This window comes from Arthrobacter sp. C9C5, from assembly GCF_013359735.1.
In the GTDB taxonomy this organism is placed as follows: domain Bacteria; phylum Actinomycetota; class Actinomycetes; order Actinomycetales; family Micrococcaceae; genus Arthrobacter.
Genome location: NZ_JABFMX010000008.1, coordinates 89,023 through 104,566 on the forward strand (window position 1 = coordinate 89,023; position 15,544 = coordinate 104,566).

At 69.8% G+C, this 15,544-nt stretch carries 12 protein-coding genes; 6 read left to right on the plus strand and 6 right to left on the minus strand.

Annotated features, from left to right (window positions below; translation table 11 throughout):
• Positions 1-71 precede the first annotated feature (71 nt).
• A complete protein-coding gene (locus HNO80_RS08175; protein WP_175322350.1) occupies positions 72-3,524 on the minus strand; it encodes a DEAD/DEAH box helicase in 3,453 nt (1,150 codons plus the stop codon).
• A gap of 163 nt (positions 3,525-3,687) precedes the next feature.
• Here HNO80_RS08175 and HNO80_RS08180 point away from each other — a divergent pair, with 163 nt between their 5' ends.
• Entirely contained in the window at positions 3,688-4,584 is an 897-nt protein-coding gene (locus HNO80_RS08180; protein WP_249777222.1) for a DMP19 family protein, read from the plus strand.
• Here HNO80_RS08180 and HNO80_RS08185 read toward each other — a convergent pair.
• The gene (locus tag HNO80_RS08185) at positions 4,581-5,150 is read right to left on the minus strand and encodes a COG4315 family predicted lipoprotein (RefSeq protein ID WP_175322351.1); all 570 of its coding nucleotides are present in this window, start codon (positions 5,148-5,150) and stop codon (positions 4,581-4,583) included. The genes HNO80_RS08180 and HNO80_RS08185 overlap by 4 nt on opposite strands.
• 153 nt (positions 5,151-5,303) lie before the next feature.
• Between HNO80_RS08185 and HNO80_RS08190 the strand changes: the two genes are divergently transcribed.
• Positions 5,304-5,804 carry a sigma-70 family RNA polymerase sigma factor gene (locus HNO80_RS08190; protein ID WP_175322352.1) on the plus strand — a complete coding sequence of 167 codons (501 nt, stop codon included), beginning with the start codon at positions 5,304-5,306 and terminating at the stop codon, positions 5,802-5,804.
• Positions 5,801-6,520: an anti-sigma factor family protein gene (locus HNO80_RS08195; RefSeq protein WP_175322353.1), complete on the plus strand. Its 720-nt coding sequence runs from the start codon at positions 5,801-5,803 to the stop codon at positions 6,518-6,520. The genes HNO80_RS08190 and HNO80_RS08195 overlap by 4 nt, the downstream gene beginning before the upstream one ends.
• 84 nt (positions 6,521-6,604) lie before the next feature.
• Here the strand turns inward: HNO80_RS08195 and HNO80_RS08200 are convergent, their stop codons facing one another.
• Together HNO80_RS08200 and trmB are read right to left on the minus strand one after the other, a co-directional pair.
• Complete coding sequence (locus HNO80_RS08200; RefSeq protein ID WP_175322422.1) at positions 6,605-7,483, minus strand: DUF1206 domain-containing protein; 879 nt, start codon at positions 7,481-7,483, stop codon at positions 6,605-6,607.
• Positions 7,484-7,574: 91 nt separating this feature from the next.
• Positions 7,575-8,498: a tRNA (guanosine(46)-N7)-methyltransferase TrmB gene (trmB, locus tag HNO80_RS08205; protein WP_175322354.1), complete on the minus strand. Its 924-nt coding sequence runs from the start codon at positions 8,496-8,498 to the stop codon at positions 7,575-7,577.
• A gap of 164 nt (positions 8,499-8,662) precedes the next feature.
• Here trmB and HNO80_RS08210 point away from each other — a divergent pair, with 164 nt between their 5' ends.
• The gene (locus HNO80_RS08210) at positions 8,663-9,943 is read left to right on the plus strand and encodes an MFS transporter (protein WP_175322423.1); all 1,281 of its coding nucleotides are present in this window, start codon (positions 8,663-8,665) and stop codon (positions 9,941-9,943) included.
• A 23-nt stretch (positions 9,944-9,966) separates the two neighbouring features.
• On the opposite strand, the gene HNO80_RS08215 is transcribed toward HNO80_RS08210, so the two are convergent.
• Positions 9,967-11,256 carry an MFS transporter gene (locus HNO80_RS08215; RefSeq protein ID WP_175322355.1) on the minus strand — a complete coding sequence of 430 codons (1,290 nt, stop codon included), beginning with the start codon at positions 11,254-11,256 and terminating at the stop codon, positions 9,967-9,969.
• A 24-nt stretch (positions 11,257-11,280) separates the two neighbouring features.
• A complete protein-coding gene (locus tag HNO80_RS08220; RefSeq protein WP_175322356.1) occupies positions 11,281-12,540 on the minus strand; it encodes a M20 metallopeptidase family protein in 1,260 nt (419 codons plus the stop codon).
• 133 nt (positions 12,541-12,673) lie between these two features.
• Here HNO80_RS08220 and HNO80_RS08225 point away from each other — a divergent pair, with 133 nt between their 5' ends.
• Together HNO80_RS08225 and HNO80_RS08230 are read left to right on the plus strand one after the other, a co-directional pair.
• A complete protein-coding gene (locus HNO80_RS08225) occupies positions 12,674-13,705 on the plus strand; it encodes an Lrp/AsnC family transcriptional regulator (RefSeq protein ID WP_175322357.1) in 1,032 nt (343 codons plus the stop codon).
• A 63-nt stretch (positions 13,706-13,768) separates the two neighbouring features.
• Positions 13,769-15,244, plus strand: coding sequence for an MFS transporter (locus HNO80_RS08230; RefSeq protein ID WP_502707830.1), 1,476 nt, complete (start codon positions 13,769-13,771; stop codon positions 15,242-15,244).
• The last annotated feature ends 300 nt before the right edge of the window (positions 15,245-15,544 follow it).

A 15,544-nucleotide genomic window follows, 5' to 3' on the forward strand; every position in this document is an offset into this window, starting at 1 on the left:
ACCATTGGACACCCGGCTCGCCGCCCTCCGCTAGAGCCGGACGCCCCTGCTCGGACGGGCCGGACCGGCCGTCAGTCGGTGAACAGCCCGGCCAGATCCTCCGCCGTCAGCGCGCCGCCGGAGAGGGCGTCGCCTTCCATCACGTCCGCGAACAGCTGGGACTTCTTGGCCTTGAGCGCCATGACCTTTTCCTCGATGGTGTCTTTGGCCACCAGCCGGTAGACCATCACGTTGCGGGCCTGGCCGATCCGGTGCGTCCGGTCCACGGCCTGCGCTTCGGAGGCCGGGTTCCACCACGGATCCAGCAGGAACACATAATCCGCCTCGGTCAGGTTCAGGCCGAAGCCGCCCGCCTTGAGGCTGATCAGAAACACCGGGGCGGCGCCGTTCTTGAACTCGTTGACGACGTCGGTGCGGTTGCGGGTGCTGCCGTCGAGGTAGCAGAACTCGATATTTTCCTCGATGAGCCGTTCGCGGACCTTGCCGAGGAAACCGGTGAACTGGCTGAAGATCAGCGCGCGGTGGCCCTCGGCAACGAGGTCCTCCAGCTGCTCGAACAAGACGTCCAGCTTGCTGGAGCGGACCCCCGAGAGCGAGGGGTCGATCAGGGACGGGTCGAGGCTGAGCTGCCGCAGCAGGGTCAGCGACTGGAAGATCGTGAAGCGGTTCTTGTTGACGTCCTCGATCAGGCCCAGGATCTTCTGCCGCTCGCGCTGCAGATGTGTCTGGTAGACCTTCTGGTGCCGCGGGTTCAGCACGACCTCGAGGACCTGCTCCTGCTTGGGCGGCAGGTCGTGGATGACCTGTTCCTTGGTGCGGCGCATCATCAGAGGCCGGACCCGGCGCCTGAGCTTGTCCAGCTGTGCCCGGTCCCCGTTCTTCTCCACGGGCTTCTGGTAGTACTCGGCGAAGCGCTTGGGGCTGGAGAAGAGCCCCGGGGCCACGATCGAGGTCAGCGCCCAGAACTCCATCAGGTTGTTCTCCAGCGGCGTGCCGGTGATCGCCAGCTTGAAGGCGGCGGGGAGCTTGCGGGCGCACTGGTAGGCCTTGGATTGATGGTTCTTTACGAACTGCGCCTCGTCGAGCACCAGGCCGGCCCACTGCCGGGAGGCGTAGGCCTCGTAGTCGATCCGGAACAGCGCGTAGGACGTGATCACGACGTCGGCCCCGGCCATCGCCTCGGCCGGCACCGAGCCGCTCTTCGCGAAGGTCTCGCCGATGGCCCGCACCGTCAGGCCCGGCGCGAAGCGCGCGGTTTCGGCCTGCCAGTTGCCCACCACACTCGTGGGGGCGACCACCAGGAAAGGCGCCGCGCCGGGTGCGCCGCCGGGAGGGCTGACGACGACGTCGGCCGCGGCATCGGGGGCAACGGCGGCGGCCGGAACGGCAGTCTCGGCGGCGGCGACCTTGGCGGCGCAGATCAGCGCCAGCGCCTGGACGGTCTTGCCCAGGCCCATGTCATCGGCCAGTACGCCGCCGAGTCCGTGGCGGTAGAGGAAGCTGAGCCAGTTGAAGCCCTCGAGCTGGTACGGGCGCAGCTCGGCGTCGAGGGTGTCGGGCAGCGGGAGGCCCTTGACGCCGCCCTCGAGCAGCCCGCCGACGGCCTCGCGCCACGCGGCGGCCTGTTCGTCGACGATGCCCAGCTGTGCCAGCTCGTCCCAGAGCCCGGCCTGGAACCGGCTGATCTGCAGCGGGGCGTCCTTGTTGTCCTGCAGTTCCCGCGCCTCTTCGATCAGGGCGCGCAGCTGGTGCAGCTCGGGCAGGTCCAGGGAGAAGTACGCACCGCTGGGCAGCAGCATCTTGGTCTGGCCCGAAGCCAGGGCGGAGAAAACGGCGGCGAAGGACACCGGCTGGCCTTCGAGCGAAATCTGGATGCCCAGGTCGAACCAGTCCCGCTGGTCGGTCGCCTTGGTGGAGATCGACACCACCGGCGCTTCCTCGGCCTCGCGGTAGTCGGCAATTTCGCCGGCCGTGTCCACGGAAACCTCCGGAAGCTCGCGCAGCGCAGGGAGGACCTCCTCGGTAAAGGCCAGGGTGTCCAGGCCGCTGAGTTCCGCGGACGCCGCCAGCCGCGGAGTGCCCCAGCCTCCGGTGGCCGATTCGCCGAGCTTCGGCACAACGTCCCATGGCTGGCCCACCGTTTCCAGGATGCGGGCCTCGGCGGTGTCGTCACGGTAGCCGTGGTCGCCGGGGTGCCGCCACAGCGGCTGGGCCGTGACCAGGGTCCCGGCCTTGTAGTGCCACTCCCAGTGCAGCCGGACCCGGTGGTCCGCGCCGTAGTTGGCCAGCAGGGACAAGGTGGGGACCGCCAGGGTGGGCAGCTCGACGGATTCGTCGGAGGCGGTCACCCGGGCGGTCTGCTTGAGCTTGGGATAGAACCCGGTGAGGAAGCGCCCCTCGTCCCGGGACGGAATGTGCAGCGTGGTGCCCGCGGTGACGAAGGTCAGCAGTTCTTCGCTGAGCCCGGCCTCCAGGGGCGCGAGGGTGATCGCGGAGTCCCCCGGGGCGACGCCGGGCAGTGCATCGGCGCCGGAGGTCAGGAAGATCCCGTGGGCCGGGCGGCCGATGGTCCCGACCGACGCCGGATCGACTACCGCGCCCTCGACCGTGATCGTAGGTGCGAGCGCCAGCCCGCCGCCGTCGTGCTCCTCGGCGCCGAGCCGGGTCAGGTTGAGTCCGACGGCGGCCGGCTCGTCGGCCAGCCGCACGGGTTCGTCGCCCCGGCCGTGGACCAGGGCGAGGCCGATCTTCCGGGCCTCGGCCAGCAGGCTCCAGAGGTTCTTGCCGGCGTAAGTGTTCAGTCCCAGCCAGGGCGCGGTGCCGGCGTGCTGGCGGTTCGCCAGGGCCGTGTGCGAGGCGAGGAATTCCTGCATCCACTCCACGTGGGCTTCGTTGCATTCGCGCCGGTAGTTGAGGTAGCTCAGGGTGTTCCAGGAGACATCGCCGCGGATCCACTTCCCCTTGGCCCCCATGATGACGGGCCGGGCCTTGAGCTGGCGGACGCTGCGCAGCGGGTCCCGGCGGCCCGTGTAGGAGAAGTGCGGGGCCGGTTCCTCGATCTCGAACTGCAGGGCCAGCGGCACGCCGTTGGTCGATTGGGTGATCCCCGGCCGGGCGATCAGCGGGCTCAGGGCCTGCTCCCAGTCCGGCAGGTCCAGCGCCGAGGGCTGGCGGGACAGCCGGGAGGATTCCGCGGGCGCCAGCAGCTGGACGCGGATCGCCGGGTTGTCCTCGGCGGCAAACAGCAGCGCCGCCACGTGCTTGCAGTCCTTGCGGACCGGGCAGCTGCAGACGCCGACGGTGCAGCTCCAGCCGCCGCCCTTCCGGACCAGCTTCGCCGTCGTCGAATACGGCACGTCCGCGCCGCCGCGGACCTTGCCCAGCATCAGCCCGGTGGCGGCGTCGAAGGAAATCCCGGAAACCCGGCTCCCCATGGCGTAGGCAAGTCCGGCCGCGAGGGAGCGGTCGTTGATTGCGGGGGTCTGTATTGCCAGTGCCGCACTCTCGTCCGGATGGGATGGCATGTGCGCACTACTTCCAGCAGTTGGTCATCTGATTCATCTTAGCCAGCCTGGCGGGGCCCGGAAACTTCGCCTGACGTTCACCTCCCGCTCGGGCGCCCCGGAACCGGGCGGGCCTACCGTGGAAGGGACCGGAGCAGCACCCGCCACCACCGTGAGGATCCCCATGAGCACCAGCCTGACCCAGAGCCCGACCGCGACCGACCATGCCCCGGTGCTGACCAGGGAGAGCCTCAACGGCGGCAACGTGGACGTCGTGGACAACAACGTCGACGTCGTCAACGCCATGTACGCGGAACTGCTGGACGCCGAGGAAATCGCGGCCAACGCCCTGCGCAGCTACTACGTGGACTTCTATCTGACGCAGTCGCTCGGCGGTGGCTTCGCCCAGTACGTCTTCACCGTGCCGGAGCGCGAGGAGATCGACACGTACGTCCGCGAAGGGCTGGCCGGCATGGGCGCCGCCGCGCACCTGGACCTGTTCAACCGCAGCGTGGCCGCCTACGACTCGCTCTCGGAGGAGGAAGCGGAGGCCTATCTCGACGGCGACGCCGAGCTGGGTGTGGAAGACGGCGCGGTGGCGGTACCCGAGGCGGTCCAGCTCCTGGAGCAGCTCGACGACGAATTCGAGCCGCTGCTGGAGACCGAGGACATTGTCGCGCTCAATGCCGCCTGGCTCCGCAGCCAGCCGGACCTGCTGGTCTTGGACGAGGACGAACTCGACCGGCACATCCACGAACGGGTGTCCCGGATCCCCAACCTGGCGGAGCGCCAGGCAGCGGCGGCCGAGGAGGAACTCAGCAGCGCGCCGGAGTTTGAGCTGATCATCCGGGAGCTCTGCGAGGTGGCCGGACACACCCTGCTGAAGATCACCATGGGCGATCCGAACCACGACCATAACGGCGAACGGGTCCTGGCCTGGCACTTCACCACGGACCAGGGCGAGTTCCTCATGCTGGAGGACGACGAGGAGGCGTACATGATCCACCCGGAGACCCGGGAGATCGTGGCCGCCGTCGAGTTCGAGGATGACTCCGACGACGGGCTCGAGTCCGGGGCTTAGTAGCCGCCGCCGGCGGCGGAAGTGATCATCCCGCCGGCGGGGTTGACGAGGAACCAGACGTTCCCGACGCCCTGGCCGGTGATGTCACCGGGCGTCCGGTCCTTGGCGAAGTAGTACACGGGCATCCCGTTGATGGTCAGTTGCTTCTTGCCGTCCGGCGTGGGGATGGTGCCCACCTTGCCGGTGACGCCTTCCGCCGCTGGTGCGGCGGAGCCGGTAAGCACCGGCGGCCAGGCAGCGATGCAGGAACCGGTGCAGGCGCTCATGCCGGAGTCCTTCGTGTCCTTGGTGAAGAGGTAGACGCTCATGCCCTTGGCGTCCACGACCACCTGCCCGGCGCTGGTCGCGGCGGTCTTGAGTTCAGCGGCTGACGCCGGTGCGCTGGACCCGGTGGTGCTGCTCGCGGAAGTTGCCGGCGCCGGGGAGGCGGCCGCCGAGGTGGCGGCGGAGCCCGCCGTCGTGCCGGCCGGGGGTGCCGACGTCGTGGTCCCGCTGCCCCCAGCGCAGCCGGAAACGACGACGGCAAGAGCGAGGGCCGACAGGGTGGCGCCGAAGTGCTTTGTCATTGTTTGCTCCTTGGCTAGGTGCCGGCCATCCCGCTGTCCGGCTAGCTGATACGACGCCCGCGGGTGAAAAATGGTTCAAGGGCGTTCCGTTGAACTTTCGCGCCGGCGTGTACGTCCTAGTGGGGCAGAGGGGCAAAGCCCGGGAGGTGCCGCATGCCGCTGGACGAAGAGGTGGTGGCCGCGATTTATCGCGAGCACGGAACGGCCCTGCGGCGGTTCGTCCTGGGCGCCTGCCACGACCCGCAGCTGGCGGACGACGTCGTGCAGGAAACGGTGCTCCGCGTCTGGCAGCAGGCGCCGCAGATCACCGGCAGCCTGCGCAGCTATCTGTTCCGGACCGCGCGCAACATCATGATCGACAACTACCGCAAGGCCCAGCGCCGGCCGCGGGAGGCCGCCGAGCGTGAGGTGGCCGACCCTGCCGGCGCCGCGGAACGCATCGATGAGCTGCTCAACCGGGTCCTGATGGAGGAAGCGCTGCTGCGCCTCAGCGCCGAGCATCGCGACGTCCTGGTCGCCCTCCACTACCGACGCTTCACCGTCCAGGAAGCCTCCGCGCAGTTGAACATTCCAGCCGGCACGGTGAAGTCCAGGGCTTTTTACGCGGTGCGGGCCCTGCGGACGATCCTCGACGAAATGGGGGTGCAGCAGTGAAAGGAACCGAACTCCACCAGCTGCTCGGCGCGTATCTGCTCGGCGGTCTGGAACCCGGTGAGGCCGCGGCTTTCGAACGGCATCTGCCTGGTTGCCTGGACTGCCGCGCGGCCCTCGACGAACTCGCCAGCCTCCCGGCGCTGCTCGACGCTGTTCCCGTGCCCGACGCCGTCGCGCTCACCACACTCGCGGGGCCCGCCCCGGTTACGCCCGCGCCTGCGCCGGTTGCCGGCGTCGCTGCCGGGGCTTTCCCAGCATCCGTCGCTGGTTCCGTCCCTCGGGGGCTGCTGGCCGCGCTCGCGGCCCGTCGGCGGAAGACGCGACGGCTGTGGTCGGCGGCGCTGGCTGCGGTTGCCGCGGCCTGCCTGGCGCTGGGTTTCCTGGCCGGGCCGCTGCTGGCACAGCAGCCCAAGCCGGATGCCAGTTATTCCGTGGCGGCCGGTAACGGGCCGCAGTTCACCGTCGGCCTCGTGAAGAAGACATGGGGCACCGAGTTGGCAGTCGATGGCAGGAGCATGCCCGTAAACGGTACTCTCTCGCTCTGGGTGAAGGGCCGCGACGGCGGCGAGGACCGGGCGTGCGCCTGGACGGCCACCCCCAGCGGCAAGGTGCGCATCACCGGGGCCACCCCGCTGCAGCTGGCCAGCATCGCCAGCATCGAGATGCGCAACGGCCAGCAGCAGACCGTCGCGGTCATCACCGTTCCGCACCCCTAGCGCGGCCCGCGGCACTGCCAGTCGGCAGGGCCAGGCGTCGCAGCCAGGGGGTGCGGCGTCGCTGTTGTCGGACCCGGCTCGCCGCTACATCCGGGCGAGCCGGGCCCGTACGGCCAGGAAGATGCCGTAGCAGATCAGGCCAGCGCCCACAGCGGCGAGCATGTACATCCCAAGCGGCTGCTCCCGCAGGGCCTTCAGGCCGCCGTCGAGCCCGGTTGATTCCGCCGGGTTGGCCTTTACGGTGGCGATGACGATCAGCAGCCCGGTCAACAGCAGCGCCACACCCTTGGCGGCATAACCGGCGACGCCGGCGACGGTCACCGCGCTGCGGGTGTGCTCGTTGGCGGGCAGGCGCAGGTACTTGAGGAACGATTTCCGGAACCCCCGGATGGCGTAGACGACGCCGGTAATGGCGATGGCGGCGCCGATGACGATCAGCAGCAGCACGCCGCCCGGGGCCTTCATGAGCTGGACCGTGAGGTCGCTGGTGGAGCGGCGGTGGTCGGCATGGGCGCCGAGGGCCACGGACGCCAGCGTGAGGCCGAACCCGGCATAGACCACGGCCTGGAGGGCGGCCTTGAGCTTCTTGCCGACTTTGTCTTTGGTGGGCAGGTGGTTGAAGTCGAACACCGCGTCGCTGGTCTGCCAGATGGCCAGGGCGACGCAGGCCGCGAAGGCGCTCCAGAGCAGCGCCGGTCCGGCCGGCTGCTTGGCGAGCTGCTCAACGGCGCCGCTGACATCGGCCTGCCCCTGCCCGCCCATCGCGAGCCGGATCGCGACGAGCCCGATCAGGAAGTGCAGGACGCCCGAAACGGCGAACCCTGCCCGGGCCGCGTATTCGAGCGGCTTGGAATTGGTGACGTCCTCGGCGACTTCCGCGGCGTCCTTAAGTTCTTTTTTGATGATCGGTCCTTCGCGTCTTCCGGCTCTGCTGGCGCCGTCGTGCCGCCGCCAGCCATGCATCTTCGGTAATCGTGCCACGGGAACCTGCTGCACAACAGCACTTGTGCCACGCCGGTCCCGGGCCCGGGCCCGGGGCGGGCGGGTGCGTGCGTCAGCGGCGCCGGTAGCAGAGGTCGAAGATCAACCGGCCCGCTTCGTGGGCCTTGTTCTCGAAGCTCGTCAGGATCCGGCCCTCGAACCGCGGCGCCCAGCCGCCCGTCTCGTCGACGCCTTCGTTGGGCCCGGTGTGTTCGGTGCTGACCGGCGCCCGCCCCTCCTTGACCGGGGCCCCGCCCACGACGGACTCCACCCCGGACTCCCAGACCTGGGTGAGGGGGCTGTCATCGCCGCTGCGCTCGCCCTCGTGCAGGTTCTCGAAGTCGGCGGAACCGGCCAGGACCTCGCGTACGTGCACGGCGTAGTTGGACCAGTCGGTCGCGATCCGCCAGATACCGCCGGGCTTGAGCGCCCGGGCCGCGAGCTCGGCGAAGGCCGGTTGGATGAGTCGCCGCTTGTGGTGCCGCGACTTGTGCCACGGGTCGGGAAAGAACACCCAGAGCTCGGTGACCGAGCCCTCCGGGAGCATGGTGGCAAGCACCTCGGGGGCGTTGGCCTCCACCACCCGGACGTTGCTCAGCCCGCGGCTGTTGATCTTGATGAGGGTGTTGGCCAGGCCCGGGGTGTAGACCTCCACGGCCAGGAAGTCCTTGTCCGGGTTCTCCTCCGCCGCATGGCAGACGGCGTCGCCGAGCCCGGAGCCGATCTCGACGATCAGCGGAGCCTTCCGGCCGAACTCGGCCTCGGCGTCGAACACGTAATCGGGGTGCACGGACGTGTTGGCGATGTGCCGGGGGACCTCCACCGCCCACCGGTCCGAGTGCTCCTCCCACGCGGCCTGGCGGCGTCCCTGCAGGCGGGTGCCGCGGCGTACGAAGCTGACCGGCCGGCCGCCGTAGGTGCCGAACGATGCCTGGCTGCCGGGGGTGACCGGGCGGGGAGGCTGCGGCGTCTGGGGGGATTCTGGGGATTCGCTCATCACTCCCAGAATAGTGGAGTTCGCGCACGCCCCGCGGACCGGAGAACCACCACGCGGCCACCCGGAGGGCGGCCCGGGCGTCCATGCCGGGGCTCCGCCATTCTTTCGAAGCGGCGCCGCGCGCCTGCCAGAATGGGTCCGTGACAACACCAAGAAACGCGCCCGTGCCCGCCCGCACCGCCGCCGGCGGCCACCGGCACCAGCGGCTGGATCCCCTGGTGGACGCGGAGATCGACGACGTTCCCGCCGCGGAGCCCACCGTCCTCGGCAGCCGCCGTGCACTGGCCTATTTGGGCGTCTGCCTGGTGCTGATCGGACTGAACCTGCGCACCGTCTTCTCCAGTTTCGCCGCGGTCCTTCCGGAGGTGACGGCTGACGTCGGCCTGCCCGGCTGGGCCGTCGTCGCGCTGACCACGGCGCCGGTGACCCTGCTTGGTGTGTTCGCCCCGCTCGCGCCGCGGCTGGCCCGCCGGTTCGGGGCCGAACGGGTGCTGCTCGGAGCCATGGCCGTGCTGACCGCAGGCCTGCTGCTGCGCCCCCTGGACGTACCCGGCGTGGGCCACCTGCCCGCGCTCCTGGCCGGCACGGCGGCCTGCGGCGCCGCCATCTCGCTCTGCAACGTCCTGCTTCCCGGCCTCGTCAAGCGGGACTTCCCGCACCGACTCGGCCTGATGGGAGGGCTCTACACCACCGCGATCTGCGCTTCCGCGGCCCTCGGCGCCGGCTTCACCTACCCGCTGTTCAGCGCGAGCGGCCAGTGGACGGCGGCGCTGTGGTTCTGGGCGCTGCCCGCCGGCGTCGTGCTGCTGCTGTTCCTGCCGCTGGCGGCGGCCCAGCGCCACGGACGGCACCAGACCGCGGCCAGCGGGATCAACGTCTGGCGCTCGGCGGTCGCCTGGCAGGTGACCGGGTTCATGGTGCTCCAGGCGATGATGTCTTTCAGCGTCTTCGCCTGGCTGGCGCCGATCCTGCGCGAACGAGGGGTCGACGGCGGCACGGCCGGCCTGATCGTGTCCGCCTCGATCGTGTTGCAGATGCTCGGATCCCTGTTTGCCCCCGCCCTCGCCGCCCGGCTGCGGGACCAGCGCGCCATCAACACGGTGGTGGCGCTGATGACCGGCGGCGGGTTCGCCCTGAGCATCTTCGGCCCCCTGGACCTGGTCTGGGTGTGGACCGGGCTGCTGGGGTTGGGACAGGGCAGCCTCACCGCGGTGGCCCTCACCATGATCATGCTGCGCACCCGCGACGGCCACACCGCCGCCCACCTGTCCGGCATGATGCAGGGGGTGGGCTACGGCGTCGGGTCGGTCGGAACCCTGCTGGTCGGACAGTTGCACCAGGCCACGGGATCCTTCGCCGCGGCCGGGGTCCTCTTCCTGGTGGTCGGCTCCCTGGCTGCCGTGTTCGGTTTCCGGGCGGGCAAGGACCGTTTCGTCGGCGGCTGACCGGGCCCGGCCCCGGGAGCCAATCAGAGGGTGAGGTCCTTGCCCTTCGTTTCCGGGATGGTGAAGACGAAGACGGCGGAGACGGCAAGCAGCAGCACGGCGTAAACGTTGAACAGCTGCGGCAGCTGCAGGCTCGTTCCGAGCCACTGCTGCAGGTAGGGCGCGGTGCCGCCGAACAGCGCCACACAAATCGAGTAGGGAACTCCGACGCCGACGGTGCGGATGCTCGTGGGGAACAGTTCGGCGTAGACGGCCGGAACGATCGCAGCGCTGGCGGCGATGAAGACCAGCATCACGGACATGCTGACGGCCAGCTCCCAGGCGGAGTCCTTGAGCAGCGCGGTCATCGGGAAGTGCATGATGCCTGCGCCGATCGCCCCGGCCCACAGGACCTTCTTGCGGCCGATCCGGTCGGACAGCTTGCCCCAGAAGGGCAGTGCCGCGATGAAGACGATGTTGCCGATCACACCGGCCCACAGGGCTTCGCCGCGGTCGATCTTCAGGGCCGTGGTGGCGTAGCTGGGGGCGACGACGCCCCAGATGTAGTAGATCACCGTCAGGCCGACGGTCAGGCCGATTACCTGCAGGGCCTGCTTGCGGTGGCGGACGATCTGCGGCCAGATCGGAGCGTGCTTCTCGGCCGAGGCTTCGCCGGCAAAGACGTCCGTTTCGTGCAGCCGGGACCGCATGATCAGCGCGTACAGGCCCATGGCCGCGCCGACCAGGAACGGGATGCGCCAGCCCCACGCGTTCATCACTTCGGTGCTGAGGACCATGTTCAGCACGGCGCCCAGCAGGGTTCCGAACAGGATTCCCACCGTGCCGGAGGTGTAGATCAGGGTGGCCCAGAAGCCGCGGTGTTCCCTCGGCGCCATCTCGGACAGGTACGTCTGCGATGACGGCAGCTCGCCGCCATGCGCGAGCCCCTGGACCAGGCGCGCCACCAGGAGCATGAGCGAGGCCCATGCACCGACCGCCGCGAAGGTCGGCGCGATGCCGATCATCAGGCTGCCCACCGAGGCGAGCCCCACGGCCAGGGTCATCGAAGCCTTGCGGCCGATCCGGTCGCCGATCCAGCCGAACAGGAAGCCGCCGAAGGGGCGGGCCACGAAGCCGACGGCGAAGATCGCCAGCGTGGACAGCACGGCCGAGGCGGGATCGGCCTTGCTGAAGAGCTGGCTGGCGATGAATGGCGTGAACGTGGCGTAGATGGCCCAGTCGTACCATTCGACGGCGTTGCCGATGCCGGTGCCGATGATTGTCTTGCGGGTGGAGGTCCGGGTTGCCGTCGGCATGGACGCGGTTGCTGTCATGGTCTTCTCCCTCAGGGGGTGGGGCTAGGAAAGGGTGGAGGCGGCCGTGGCCGCGGCGGGGGCGTTGGCTGCCGCGAGGGCGGCCAGCCGGGAAATGGCGAGCTCCGCGTAGAGCGCGGCACCGTCGGCCAGCACGCCGTCGTCGAATGTCGCGTACGGGGAGTGGTTGAACGCGGAGGTGGCGTGGTCGGCGTCGCGGGGGACGGCGCTCAGCCCGATGAACGTGCCGGGGACCTCGGCGAGGACCCTCGAGAAGTCCTCGGAGCCGCTCAGCGGGGTGGCCCAGCGGGCGAGGCGGGAATCGCCGAACAGGCCCTCGATGACGTTTTCCGCGGTGTGCGTTTCGTCCTCGTCGGTGATGGTGAGCGGGTACTCCTGCTGGTAGTCGACGTCGACGTCGAGGCCGTGTGCCGCGGCGATGCCCTTCAGCAGGCGCGGCACGGTGTCCATCATTTTCTGCCGGGATTGCTCGGAGAAGGTCCTGATGGTGGCCTCGATGCGTGCGGTTTCCGGGATGATGTTGCGCTTGGTGCCGGCCTGGAGCACCCCCACGGACAGGACGACGGGGTCGAACATGTTGAACTGGCGGGTGACCATGACCTGGAGGGCGGTGACCATTTCGGCGGCCGCCGTGACCGGGTCCTTGGCTGAATGCGGGGCCGAGCCGTGGCCGCCGGCTCCGAGCACGGTGACCATCAGGCCGTCGGAGGAGCTGAGCATGACGCCGGGCTTGGTGCAGAAGGTGCCGTGCGGTTCCAGGGCGGAAAACACGTGCATGCCGTAGGCGGCGTCCACGCGCCGGCCGGCGGCATCGAGCACGCCCTCGCGGATCATGTGGCCGGCGCCATCGAAGCCCTCCTCGCCGGGCTGGAACATCAGCACGACGTCGCCGGCCAGCCGGTGCCGCCGCTCGGCCAGGAGGGTCGCGGCGCCGGTGAGCATGGCGGTGTGGAGGTCGTGGCCGCAGGCGTGCATGGCGCCGTCGACCCTGGACGTGAAGTCCACGCCGGTTTTCTCCTGCACCGGCAGGCCGTCCATGTCCGCGCGCAGGAGTACGGCCGGGCGAGTATCCGCGCCGTTCCCGGGCGCCTGCCCGCGCAGTACCGCGGTGACCGACGTCGTGTCCGTGCCGAGGGAGACCTCGTAGCCGAGCCCGTCGAGTGCCTTGAGTACTTTCTCCTGGGTGCGGGGCAGGGTCAGCCCGATCTCGGGCTCCCGGTGCAGCTCGTGGCGGAACCGGGCAAGGTCCGGCTGCATTTCCCGGGCGTCTGCGGTGATCGGCACGTATTCTCCTAGGTGGTGGGTTCGGCTTTCTCGTCTATTCTGAAGTGACGTGGTTCACAGGTCGCCAAAGGGCTGGAAAAATGCAGGAACTGACCAAAAACACAGTTTGTATGCATGACCGAAGGGGGAAGGGGTGGAACTCAGCGAGGACGACCTGGCCCTGATCAACGTCCTGCAGATCGCGCCGCGCTTGAGCTGGGCGGATGCCGCGGAGGTGCTGGGCGTCCACGCCACCACCCTGGCCGCCCGCTGGGAACGGCTGCGGGCTTCCGGCGTCTCCTGGATTACCGCCCATCTGATCGGCGACCCCCATCAGATGTGCCTGGCGTTCGTTGCCGTGGATTGCGAAATGCACCGGCGCGCTGAAGTCACGGCCAGGCTCGCCAAGATGCCGGAAATCATCACGGTCGAGGAGGCGGCGAGCAACCGGGACCTGATGCTGACCGTCATTACGCCCTCCCTGGACGACTTCAGCACGAAGGTGATCTCGCGGCTGAAGGAGATCGACGGCCTGCTCAAGTATCAGACTGCTCTTTGCACCAGGTTGCACGCGGGCGGCGGCTCGTGGCGGCTCCACGTGCTGAGCCGCGCCCAGGAGGCCGCCGTGCGGGCAATGGCCGGCCCGGAGGCCACCGGCGTTGTCCAGGCTGCGTCCCGGGAAGCGCTGCCGGCCAGCCACCTGGCGCTCCTGCCGTTCCTGGCCAGAGACGGCCGGGCCACGGCGGCGGACATCGCGCGCGGGCTGGGCAGGCACCCTGCCACCGTCCAGCGCCAGCTGAACCGGGTGCTCGCGAGCGGGATCCTGTCCTTCCGCTGCGAGGTCGCCCAGAGGCTTTCGGCCTTCCCCGTCACCTGCCAGTGGTTCGTCAACGTCCCGGCCGGCCGGCACGAGGCGGCGGCCGCCGAGCTGAAGACGATGCGGAATGTGCGGCTCAGCGCGTCCACCACAGGTCCCACCAACTTCGTGATCGTCATGTGGCTGCAGTCCCTGGCGGATGTCATGGGCATCGAGCTGGCGCTGCAGCAGAAGGTGCCGGGGATTGTGCTGGTCGAAAGCGTCGTCATGCTCAGCACGGTCAAACGGGTGGGCTGGATGTTGAATCCGGATTCCAGGGCGAGCGGCGCCGTGGTGGTTCCGGCCCAGGGACTCGACGCGGCCGGGTGAGCCGTTCGGTGACGGCGAGTGACCGCCCGCCAGGTTGGGCGCCCCTCTTGTAGGCTGTGGCACGTGCCTCACATAGACCCTCCCGTGCCGGGCACTGATCCCGTCCCGGATTCTGGCGGCGTCTTCCACCGTCGCTACCTGCTGGTGACCCTGGGCGCCCTGGCCCTCGTATTCCTGGCGGCCTTCGAATCGCTGGCGGTAACCACCATCATGCCGCTGGTCAGCCGCGAACTCGACGGCGCCAGCCTCTATGCCCTCGCATTCGCCGGGCCGCTGGCGACCGGCGTCATCGGGATGGTGGCGGCCGGCAACTGGTCGGACCGGCGCGGCCCGTCGGGTCCGCTCTACGCGTCCGTGGCACTGTTCGTCCTGGGGCTGCTGATCGCCGGATCGGCGGGGACCATGGCCGCGCTCCTCGCCGGCAGGCTGGTCCAGGGGCTCGGCGGCGGCGCGGTAACCGTGGCCCTCTACGTGGTGGTGGCCCGCGTCTATCCGCCCGTGCTCCACCCCAAGATCTTCGCCGCCTTCGCCGCGGCCTGGGTCATTCCTTCGTTGGTGGGTCCCTTCGCCGCCGGACTGGTGGCACAACTGCTCAGCTGGCACTGGGTCTTCCTCGGCGTGGTGGGGCTGGTGGTACCGGCCCTGCTGATGATCGTCCCGGCCCTGCGCGGACTCTCCGGCGGCGCCGACGCAGCAACCGCCGAGGGCGGCGCGGCGGGCGCCCCCGACGCGGGGCGCGGCGCCCACGCCGCAGCCTCGGAGGGTGCTGCGTCGCCCAAGCCGTGGGACTACGGCCGGCTGGCCTGGGCCGCGCTCGCGGCGCTCGCCGTGCTCGGGCTGAACCTGTCCGTGGAGCTGCCGGCGGCCGGCTGGGTGCTGGCGGCGGCCGCCGTCGTCGTGGCGCTGGTGGCGGTCCGCCCCCTGGTGCCCCGCGGGACGCTGACGGCCCGCCGCGGCCTGCCCGCCGTCATCCTCGCCCGCGGACTCGCGTCCGCGGCGTTCTTCGGCGCCGAGGTATACCTGCCCTACCTGCTGGTGGAGCGCTACGTCTTCTCGCCCACCTTCGCCGGCCTGACCCTCACCGGCGGAGCGCTCGCCTGGGCCGCGGCCTCCGCGATCCAGGGCCGGCTCGGGGCACGCCTGGACCACCGCCGCGCCATCCGGATCGGCTCGGCGCTGGTCCTCGGCGCCGTCCTGCTGGCACTGGCGACCACGCTCCTGGCGTGGCCGGCCGCCGTCGCGATCACCGGCTGGATCTTCGCCGGCGGCGGAATGGGGCTGATGTATCCGCGGCTGAGCGTGATGACCCTGGCGCTGTCCACGAAGGAGACCGAGGGCTTCAACAGCTCGGCGATGTCCATCTCCGACTCGCTCGGCGGCGCCCTGGCGCTCGCCGCAACGGGGATCGTCTTCGCGGCGTTCACGACGGCGGCGGGCACCGGCGTCGCCCCCTTCGCCGGGGTCTTCGCGCTCACCGCGGCAATCGGCGTGGTGGGCGTGGCGGTCGCTCCCCGGGTATCAGGATCCGGGCCGGCCTAGGGGCCCGTTCGGGCAGCCCGCCGCATGCTCGAAAACGGGAGGGCACGCGCAGATGCTAGACTGGAGGAACTTGATGTGCAGTGATGCCCACTTTGGATCCGGTCCAGCAGCTTCGGCTCACCGGCCGGATCCCCTGCAGGATTCCTCCGGGATTCCGGTCGCAGGCAGTGGGCTTTATTCATGTGAGAGGCACATCCTGCGTCGATGAACGCGTTCTATTTGGTCCCGGCGGCCTGCAAAAGTTTGCAAGCAGCCCGGTTGATCACCTGACTTTTCTTCGGCGAACCCCTGGGCCAACCG

Bases quoted from the DNA above. Each gene is read 5' to 3' on its own strand.
- HNO80_RS08185 (WP_175322351.1), bottom strand. From the start codon at position 5,150: ATGACAAAGCACTTCGGCGCCACCCTGTCGGCCCTCGCTCTTGCCGTC.
- HNO80_RS08190 (WP_175322352.1), top strand. From the start codon at position 5,304: ATGCCGCTGGACGAAGAGGTGGTGGCCGCGATTTATCGCGAGCACGGA.
- HNO80_RS08200 (WP_175322422.1), bottom strand. From the start codon at position 7,483: ATGCATGGCTGGCGGCGGCACGACGGCGCCAGCAGAGCCGGAAGACGC.
- HNO80_RS08180 (WP_249777222.1), top strand. From the start codon at position 3,688: ATGAGCACCAGCCTGACCCAGAGCCCGACCGCGACCGACCATGCCCCG.
- HNO80_RS08175 (WP_175322350.1), bottom strand. From the start codon at position 3,524: ATGCCATCCCATCCGGACGAGAGTGCGGCACTGGCAATACAGACCCCC.
- HNO80_RS08215 (WP_175322355.1), bottom strand. From the start codon at position 11,256: ATGACAGCAACCGCGTCCATGCCGACGGCAACCCGGACCTCCACCCGC.
- trmB (WP_175322354.1), bottom strand. From the start codon at position 8,498: ATGAGCGAATCCCCAGAATCCCCCCAGACGCCGCAGCCTCCCCGCCCG.